The following is a 7857-nucleotide window of genomic DNA, read 5'->3' as shown; positions in this document are numbered from 1 at the left end:
GGGCTTAAAATACGCTGCGTGTTTTCGCTTGAAAAATTGGCTCAGGAAAACCCGCTGAAGATGCTTTTGATCGGCGACCCTCCGTGTCTGAGGGAGCTGAAAGCGACTCTTGTAAGTTTAGGGCTGACAGTGGTTCAATCCGAACAGAATTTTTTGGAGGTACTGCCTCCTGGGGTATCCAAGGGGGAAGCGTTGGCATGGCTGTGTGCGCAGTTGGGGGTATCTCTCGAGCGGGTAGTGGCCGTAGGCGATCAAGAAAGCGACGTTTCCATGATCGAGATAGCGGGCTTAGGAGTAGCCATGGCTCACGCTCCGATTTGGGTCAGGGCGCGAGCGAAGCGCGTTGTGAAAAACCCTCTAGAGCTAGGAAATTTTTGCGGACCCCCGTAGGCTTGTTCACATAGTGGCCCGTTTAGTGTGTCAGGTCAGCATAGTAGCTTCCCATCTCGATTTCCGCAAATCCCCGCAGCCTTCGCGCTCCCCATGCCACGTTCAAGTGACTCAAAACCAGGTACAAAAGCTTTTCCACCGCCTCCTCTCCACAGAACACCTCCACCACCTTCGTTCGGCGCTTCACCTCCTTCGCCAGCCGCTCCAGTTGATTCGTGGTGTACAAATACCGCCGGATGGGCTTAGGATGACGAAGAAACGTCAATAGCGCATAGGTTTTGGCCTCCCAGCGTTCCACGATCTTGGGATAGATTACACCCCAGCGTTCCCGAAGGTTCTGTAGCGCTTCCCTAGCCTCCCCCTCGGTTTCTGCGCGGTACACCCGCTTGAGATCCTCAGCCAGCGCCTCCCGGTCCGCCTTGTGAGCCTTGTTCAACGCATCGCGGACTGCATGAAGAACGCGCAGCTGCCAATCGGCTTTTGGAAAGATCTTCTTGATCGCCTCCTCTAAACCCGGAAGATCATCGGTAATGAAGATTCGCACCGTTTGGATCCCCCGTCGTTTCAGGTCTTTGAGTACCTCCTCCTAATTCTTGGCGCTTTCCCCTTCCGCCCCAAACAGCCAAAACCCGAGGATCTCCCAGCGCCCATTCGACTTGATCGCCAGGGCCATGTACACCGGTTCCTTGGCCGTTTTTCCACGGCGGGTGGGAAGGAAAGTCCCATCTAGAAACACCGCGTAGTACTCCTCCGCTAGGGGCCTTTCCCGAGAGTCTCACCTGTTCCTCGGCGACCGCGAGGAGACGGGAGACGCTTTGCGGGGAGTAAAAAGCGCCGTAAACGCCTTCCAGAAAGCGGGAAATGTTCCTGGTGCTCACCCCGACGGCGTACAGGGTGAGGATGGCCTCGGAAGGTTCCAACGAGGCGCGCTTCCGATAGGACGGGATCTTCGGGTTTGAAATCCCCTTCCCGGACGCGGGGAACTCTAAGGTTCTCAAGTGGGCTGGTGAGGGTGAGGAGGTCCCGGGTGTAGTAGCCGTTCGCCTTAGTTGGGTGCTCCCTAAGATAGATCTCCCTTTTTTCCCGCATGAGGCTTTCCAGAATGTTTCGGACCATCGCCTGAGCTCCTCCGCGAACCCCTTTGTGATCTCGTCACGGGTTTCCTTCTGCATGGTAGCTTTCCCTCCTTTCGCTAGTCTCTTCCAACGGGAAGGCTACCATGCTGCCCCACGGACACACTTCCTGAGACACTACCCTGGTTTGCATGGCCATTTTCTTGTTGTTCTTTCTCACTTACACTTAGCTAGGAAACTTGTTGGGCTCTGCCAAGCAGTTACTCTGGGTGACAAGTGTCTCCTTGACACTAGGGCAGTCGGCGCTTTATACTATGATGTTAACGTTTGCATAACTAATAAAGAAGAGGAGGGTTTTCAAATGAGTAACAAGCTTGCTATTAATGGCGGTGTGCCTACCGTACCAAGTGATCTTCTTGTACCGTGGCCTCAGATTACACCACGTGATCGCTCTTTGATTAACGAGGTTCTTAATTCAGGAATCTTAGCAGGGGCTTATGCCCCTCAAGTAAAGGCGCTGCAAGAGGAATTTGCACATTATTTAGGGGTAAAATACTGCATTGCAGTCAATAGCGGTACAGCAGCATTGCATATAGCCGTTGCGGCAGCGGGAATAGGGCCCGGTGACGAAGTTATTACGAGTGCTTTTTCCTTTCTTGCTTCTGCTACAGCTGCTATGCATCAGGGTGCAATTCCTGTCTTTGTTGACATCGACCCGAAAACTTTTAATTTAGATCCACAACAAATTGAGGAAAAAATATCCGAAAATACTAAGGCGATTATTGCTGTTCATATTCATGGCTTACCAGCGGACATGGACGAGATATGTTCAATGGCTTCTAAATATGGTTTAGTGCTCATAGAAGACGCTGCTCAGGCTCCAGGTGCAACGTACAAAGGGAAAAAGGTTGGTACCTTGGGGGATATGGCAGCCTTTAGCTTAAACCAAACGAAAAATCTTCAAGCAGGTGAAGGTGGTCTTTTTGTTACTAACCATAAAGAGTATTGGTTACGCGCAGACATGGTCCGCATGTTCGGAGAGCAAGTTCGAGAGAAGGAGCGTCGCTCTTACGTAGCGCACACTCTAGGGTGGAACTACCGAATGCCGGAGCTCACCGCAGCCATTGCCCGAGCTCAGCTTGAGCGTTTGGACGAGATCAACGAAAATGCTCGTCGCAACGCCGCAGTTCTTAATGCTTTTTTGAAGAAGATCGAAGGCATTGAGCTTCCATATTGTCCTCCCGATAGAACTCACGTTTACCATAAATATCGCGCCCGACTCTTGCCGGAAAAGTTGGGCGTTAAGGAGAAGGACACGGCATTTAGGGACAAAGTTCTCCTAGCATTGCAGGCGGAGGGTGTTCCTGCGGTCTTGTGGCAGACTTTTCCCTTGCCGGCCAACCCCCTCTTTCAAAAGAAAGAGGGATTTGGCAAGGGTTTTCCGTGGAGTTTCCCCGGAGCAAGGCAAATTAATTATAATCCCCTTGAATATCCAGAGACAATGAAACTTCTTAATTCTTCCATCGTAATCGGCTCAGAACGATATCCCCTTTTTGCGCAGTCGGAGGAAACCGTAGAACTTTGGGGCGAGGCTATCCATAAGGTGTTCGTCAACTTAGATGAAGTTTTGGAATCGGTAAAATTGCCTGAGGAAGAGGCTTTTGCCCTTGGGGAGATAACTTCCCTCACAGAAAGGAGGTGAGAGCTGACAAAAATAAGGCTTTTGAGAAGCAAAAATTGATGAAAGGAGGTCGAGCGTGATGAAAAAATGGTTAATACTTCTGTGCGGGGTTTTGTTTGTGGGATGTTTAGCTGCGGAGAAACCCTTTGAAGGGGTTACGATCACGGTTGCGGTTCATTCTGGGCATCATGCTACTCCCTGGTACATGGAGGCCCAAAACATAAGAGAGCGTTTAGGAATAACGCTTAATGTGGTGGAGATTAGCCCCGAAGAGATATATTCTCGCGTACTTCTTGAGCTTACTGCTCGTACTGGGGCTTTTGATATCGTACAGTATAATTCCGCGTGGATTGGCGACTTCGAGCCTTATCTCGTTCCTCTGGACGATTTTATCATAAAAACAGGCGACGATTTTGCTTTCGGTGACTATCTTCCGGGATTTCGGGATTTCCATAACATGTGGGGCGGCCAAATCTATTCTGTAACTTTGGATGGGGACACGTTTCTTCTTTATTACCGTAAAGACCTCTTCGAAAACCCCGAAGAAAGAGCTGCATTCAAGGCCAGGTATGGGTACGAACTTCCTGACCCGCCTAAAACATGGGATCAAATAGTAGACTTGGCAGAGTTTTTTACCCGTAAGAAGGGAGAGAAGCTGGCCGGAAGCATTCTGACCAAAGACTTTTACGGTTATGCCGATCAGGCTAAACGTGGCCGTGTCTATTACTGGTACCTCTTTCGGTACATCCCTTTCAGCGCTCCCAACCCTCACTATTTTGATCCTGAGACTATGGAACCCTTAATTAACTCGCCAGCTGCAGTGGCAGCCCTGGAGAACATGAAGGAACTTCTCAAGTACTCACCGCCCGGTGTGCTTGGATGGGAGTGGGACGAGCTCTTTAATGCCACTATGAAAGACGGTCGGGTGGCCATATGGATACATTGGCCTGATGAAGGTCGTCGTTTCAAAGAACTCGCTCCTTTGCCGGTAGCGAGCCCTCCGGAGCCCAGACTAGGCATTGCTCCCATACCAGGCATGGTTAAGGACGGTGTATATTATCAATACACTCTGGTGGACTCCGCGTGGGTAGCCTCTATTTGTCGTGACAGCAAGAACAAGGACGCTGCTTGGGCCGTACTTAACTACATGTTTGGCGCTGGCGCGGTAAGTCTTAAGTGGGTTATGAGCCCTGAAAGTGGCTGGGATCCAAACCGCTACTCTCACGTGAACTCTCCACTGTGGCGCGCCCAGGTGCCCGGTATTGATCAATTCCTGAACAGTGAGCTCGATGCGTTACAGCATGGCTTCCCGTGCCTGAAGATTCCAGGCGCATTTGAGTACATGGATAAGCTCGATCTCTATATCTCAAAGTATTTGGCAGGCGAGATCGCTACCGCGCAAGAAGCGTTGAACATGGTTGCTGCGGAGTGGAACAAGATCACCGACCGCTTTGGGCGGGAATCTCAGAAGGAGTTCTACGCTAAGTTGTGGCGCTAATCTCCCCCAAACCGAGGAACGGGGGGACTTTGTGTAGTCCCCCCGTTATTTTAGCGGGTTAGAAGGGATGAAGGATGACCAGAAGGCGACGTGGTCCATTGTTTTTAGTGTTACCCACTATAATTATACTAATTTTGGTTGTTATCTTTCCTATGATTTATTCCCTCACCGTAAGTTTTCGCCTTTATGACCTGCGAATGCCGCGACATCCCTTTGTAGGGTTTAAAAATTACATTCATCTCTTTACCGATCCACGTTTTCATAACGCTCTAAAGGTGACAGGGCTGCTTTTGCTGGGAGAACTTGGCTTGCAGTTCCCCATTGGCTTTGGGTTAGCCATCTTGCTTACGCGTAAATTTCGGGGAAAAAAGATGGTACAGCCGCTTCTTCTCATCCCTATGATGATTACCCCGGTAGTGGTTGGGTACATGGGCCGACTTCTTTTTGAGACACGCTCTGGCCCCATCAACTACTTTCTTAACGCGATGGGTCTACCCAGTGCCCTCTGGCACACCTCTGCCAGCACTGCATTGCTTACGGTGGTTCTTATTGACACGTGGCAGTGGACACCGTTCATGATGGGGGTGCTCTTAGCGGGGTTAGTTTCTTTACCTACGGAACCGTACGAGAGCGCAAAGGTTGATGGTGCCTCGGGTCTGCAGATATTCTGGTACTTGACCCTCCCTCTTCTTAAACCGGTGATTGCCTTGGTCATCGTTATGCGAGCCCTGGCCATACTCCAGAGCTTCGATATTATTTATGTTTTGACTATGGGGGGGCCGGGTACTGCCACCGAGACCATCGGTATCTATACCTACCTTATGGGGTTCCGTTACTGGGACATTGGACGAGCCTCAAGTGCTGCTTGGGTACTCGCCATGCTGCTTTCTGTTGGAGTCACTATATTTCTTAAAATAATAGGGAGGGAACGAAGATGAGCTTGCGTATGCAAAGGTTTCTCAGCAAATTTTTTATATATTTTATCATTGGGCTTGCTTTAGTTTTCACACTTTTCCCCGTTTATTGGATGCTTCTCACCTCTTTTCAACCTTCGGACGAGTTAATGCGATCTCCGCCGTGTTTTCTAACAATGCGTCCTACACTAGAACACTGGCGCTTTGCCATTGAGACAAAATGGCAGTTCTTTGTTAATAGTCTTATCATTTCCTCATCGGCTACAGCCATTGCTATTTTGGTGGGATTGTTAAGCGGATACGCTTTTGCTCGATATCGAGTAGGAGGCGACACATTGCCTTTCTGGATTCTTTCGCTGAAATTTTTCCCTCCTATAGTCGCTGCGGTGCCTTTTTTCCTGATGATGAACCAACTTCACCTTTTGGACACTCATATTGCGGTAATTATTCCTCATCTTATTATTACTATTCCCTTTGCTGTGTGGATGATAAAAGGATTTGTAGCAGAGGTTCCTCGAGAACTGGAAGAGGCCGCAATGATAGATGGCTGTTCTCATCTTGGAGTTATCCGTCGTGTTACTCTTCCTCTCATTGCTCCAGGGATTGTAGTAACAGCTCTCTTCTGCTTTATTTGGTCTTGGAACGATTTCCTCTTTGCCTTAATCCTCACACGCAGTCATGCTATGACTCTGCCTGTAGCCATTGCGGGTATGAGGGAAGCCCACGGCCTCATGTGGGGGGCGGTTTCAGCTACTGCGACTATGGCCACTCTGCCGGTGCTTTTTATGGCTCTTGTGCTCCAAAAGTACATTGTCCAAGGATTGGCGTTAGGGGCTGTTAGGTAAAGGAGAGGACAGGATGGCACAGCCTTTGAAAATCGGTTTAATTGGAGCAGGAAGGATCGGGAGACTTCACGCTAGTAATTTAGTGGGAGAGTTAAAAAATACAAAGTTGGTCGCGGTGGCGGATGTGTTCAAGGAAGCAGCGATAAACCTGGCTCGAGAACTCAATATTCCCAAAATCACTGGCGATTACCATGAACTCTTATATGACTCGGAGATTGAGGCAGTTCTTGTTTGTACTAGCACTCACACCCATGCTGAGATCATTCAGGCTGCCGCGGCCGCGGGAAAACACATCTTTTGTGAAAAACCTTTGGCATTAGATCTCTCCGAGATCGACACGATTTTGGCGGCCGTGAAGAAAGCCGGAGTAATCCTGCAGGTGGGGTTTCACCGCCGCTTCGACCCCCATTTTCGCCGCCTGCGGGAACTTCTCTCCCAAGGAGTAATCGGAAAGCCTTGGCTTCTCAAGATCACAAGCTACGATCCTGCGCCTCCGCCCATCTCCTACGTTCGGGTCTCAGGGGGGATCTTCCTCGACATGACCATTCACGACTTCGACATGGCCCGTTTCCTCCTAGGGGAGGTGGAGGAGGTGTACGCCACAGGGTCTGTCCTGGTGGACCCGGAAATCGGGGCTGCGGGTGATGTGGACACCGCAGTGGTTATCCTCCGGTTCAAAAGCGGAGCATTGGGGGTCATCACCAACTGTCGAAAAGCCGTATATGGGCATGATCAGCGGATTGAGATTTTGGGAGAGAAAGGCGCACTTTTTGCGGAGAACCCTCGACCGCATGCCACATACTTGGCCACGGAGCAAGGGTATACCTCAGCTCCCTTACATTACTTCTTTATGGAGCGCTATCGTGAAGCTTATATTGAGGAAATGCGCGCTTTTATTGAAGCTGTGCGCGAAGGAAAGAGCCCTCCAGTGACCGGTTGGGACGGAAAGGTTGCGGTGGTAATGGGGTATGCAGCTAAAAGATCCCTGACAGAAGGCCGCCTGGTTCGCTTGAGCGAGATCGATCCGACACTAGCTTAAACTTTTGAAATTTGTGAGTACGAGAGTTTTGAGTATAATCAAGCTTACAAACGTTTGCGAAAGGAGGAAAGGTGAAGGCGTTGGTTTTGGAGGCCAAATGGGATCCGCGGCCCACTTATCAGGTCTCGGAGTTTGAACGGAGAACCGGAAAAGCCATCGAGGGCGCAAGCATCTGGCGCTATCCGAAACTCGAGCTTAAAGACATCCCTGATCCCAAACCCGGGCCAGGACAGGTCCTTCTCCGCGTGAAAGCCTGCGGAATTTGCGGGTCGGATGTACATTTCTACGAAACCGATCAAGACGGCTATATGCTGTATCCAGGACTCACAAAATTTCCCACCGTGATCGGCCATGAGTTCGCGGGCGAGGTGGTGGAGCTCGGCCCCGGTCCGGAGGGCAAAGATCTGAAAGTTGGGG

Annotated in this window: 10 protein-coding genes; 7 read left to right on the top strand and 3 right to left on the bottom strand. The window is 50.3% G+C overall.

The annotated features are described in order from the left end of the window. Nucleotides 1–390 (top strand): HAD-IIB family hydrolase (locus H5T41_10360; GenBank protein ID MBC7109164.1); only part of this gene is annotated, 390 nt, incomplete at its 5' end. 22 nt (nucleotides 391–412) lie between these two features. Here the strand turns inward: H5T41_10360 and H5T41_10355 are convergent. From H5T41_10355 to H5T41_10345, 3 genes are read right to left on the bottom strand one after another with little or no spacing between them, the layout of a single operon-like run. Further along, nucleotides 413–934 carry a transposase gene (locus tag H5T41_10355; protein MBC7109163.1) on the bottom strand — a complete coding sequence of 174 codons (522 nt, stop codon included), beginning with the start codon at nucleotides 932–934 and terminating at the stop codon, nucleotides 413–415. A gap of 42 nt (nucleotides 935–976) precedes the next feature. Beyond that, entirely contained in the window at nucleotides 977–1126 is a 150-nt protein-coding gene (locus H5T41_10350; protein MBC7109162.1) for a transposase, read from the bottom strand. A gap of 17 nt (nucleotides 1127–1143) precedes the next feature. Continuing rightward, the gene (locus tag H5T41_10345) at nucleotides 1144–1506 is read right to left on the bottom strand and encodes a transposase (GenBank protein MBC7109161.1); all 363 of its coding nucleotides are present in this window, start codon (nucleotides 1504–1506) and stop codon (nucleotides 1144–1146) included. A 318-nt stretch (nucleotides 1507–1824) separates the two neighbouring features. Here H5T41_10345 and H5T41_10340 point away from each other — a divergent pair, with 318 nt between their 5' ends. From H5T41_10340 to H5T41_10315, 6 genes are all read left to right on the top strand, one after another. Then, nucleotides 1825–3165: a DegT/DnrJ/EryC1/StrS family aminotransferase gene (locus H5T41_10340; protein ID MBC7109160.1), complete on the top strand. Its 1341-nt coding sequence runs from the start codon at nucleotides 1825–1827 to the stop codon at nucleotides 3163–3165. Nucleotides 3166–3223: 58 nt separating this feature from the next. Next, complete coding sequence (locus tag H5T41_10335; GenBank protein MBC7109159.1) at nucleotides 3224–4642, top strand: extracellular solute-binding protein; 1419 nt, start codon at nucleotides 3224–3226, stop codon at nucleotides 4640–4642. Between the two features lie 152 nt (nucleotides 4643–4794). Beyond that, nucleotides 4795–5580: a sugar ABC transporter permease gene (locus H5T41_10330; GenBank protein ID MBC7109158.1), complete on the top strand. Its 786-nt coding sequence runs from the start codon at nucleotides 4795–4797 to the stop codon at nucleotides 5578–5580. Further along, entirely contained in the window at nucleotides 5577–6401 is an 825-nt protein-coding gene (locus H5T41_10325) for a carbohydrate ABC transporter permease (protein MBC7109157.1), read from the top strand. The genes H5T41_10330 and H5T41_10325 overlap by 4 nt, the downstream gene beginning before the upstream one ends. A 25-nt stretch (nucleotides 6402–6426) precedes the next feature. Continuing rightward, nucleotides 6427–7440, top strand: a complete 1014-nt coding sequence (gene iolG, locus H5T41_10320; protein MBC7109156.1) for an inositol 2-dehydrogenase — start codon at nucleotides 6427–6429, stop codon at nucleotides 7438–7440. A gap of 71 nt (nucleotides 7441–7511) precedes the next feature. Continuing rightward, nucleotides 7512–7857: alcohol dehydrogenase catalytic domain-containing protein (locus tag H5T41_10315; protein ID MBC7109155.1), on the top strand; the 346-nt coding region annotated here is incomplete at its 3' end.

This window comes from Methanomassiliicoccales archaeon, from assembly GCA_014361295.1.
In the GTDB taxonomy this organism is placed as follows: domain Archaea; phylum Thermoplasmatota; class Thermoplasmata; order Methanomassiliicoccales; family JACIVX01; genus JACIVX01.
Note: the sequence above shows the minus strand (reverse complement) of the source record. Positions and strands in the feature narration are given on the sequence as shown.